We start from the raw sequence: 928 nt of genomic DNA, 5'->3' as shown, positions 1-928 counted from the left end.
CGGCACGTTGGCCTCGGCCAGCAGCACGTTCATGTGACCGGGCATGCGGCCCGCCACCGGGTGGATGGCGTACTTCACATCCACGCCTTCATGCTTCAGCACATCGGCCATCTCGCGGAGCGCATGCTGGGCCTGGGCCACCGCCATGCCGTAGCCGGGGACGATGATGACCGACTGGGCGTTCTTCATGATGTAGGCGGCATCTTCGGCCGAACCGGCCTTGACCGAGCCCTGCGGGCCCTTGGCAGGACCGCCGGCCGCGGCACTCTCGCCGCCGAAGCCGCCGAGGATGACGTTGAAGATCGAGCGGTTCATGCCCTTGCACATGATGTAGGACAGGATCGCGCCCGAGGATCCCACCAGAGCACCGGTGATGATCAGCAGGTTGTTCTGCAGCGTGAAGCCGATGCCGCAGGCCGCCCAGCCCGAATAACTGTTCAGCATCGAGATGACGACCGGCATGTCGGCGCCGCCGATCGGCAGGATCAGCAGGAAGCCCAGCGCCAGCGCCACGATGACGATCAGCCACATCGCGACATCGGCGTTCGACTGTACCAGCCAAATGATCAGGATGACGGTCAGCACGCCGAGCGCCGCGTTCAGCGGGTGCTGCATCGGGAAGACCAGCGGCTTGCCGGTGACCAGCCCCTGCAGCTTGGCGAAGGCGACGATGGAGCCGGTGAAGGTGATCGCACCGACCGCGGTGCCGAGCGCCATCTCGATCAGCGAACCCTTGGCGATGGCGCCGCGGACGCCGATGCCGTAGGCCTCCGGCGAGTAGAAGGCGGCGAGCGCGACGAAGACGGCGGCGAGGCCGACCAGCGAGTGGAAGGCGGCGACCAGCTGCGGCAGCGCCGTCATCTCGATCTTCTTGGCGACGACGTAACCGATGGCGCCGCCGATGGCGATGCCGAGCACGATCATCCAG

At 66.6% G+C, this 928-nt stretch carries 1 protein-coding gene; it reads right to left on the bottom strand.

What is annotated here, in order from left to right; genetic code table 11:
* Positions 1-928, bottom strand: a 928-nt coding sequence (locus tag TSH64_RS35685; protein WP_158285453.1) for an NAD(P)(+) transhydrogenase (Re/Si-specific) subunit beta, incomplete at both ends; no start/stop codon positions are given.

Origin of the sequence: Azospirillum sp. TSH64 (genome assembly GCF_003116035.1) — a bacterium.
Taxonomy (GTDB): Bacteria; Pseudomonadota; Alphaproteobacteria; order Azospirillales; family Azospirillaceae; genus Azospirillum.
Note: the sequence above shows the minus strand (reverse complement) of the source record. Positions and strands in the feature narration are given on the sequence as shown.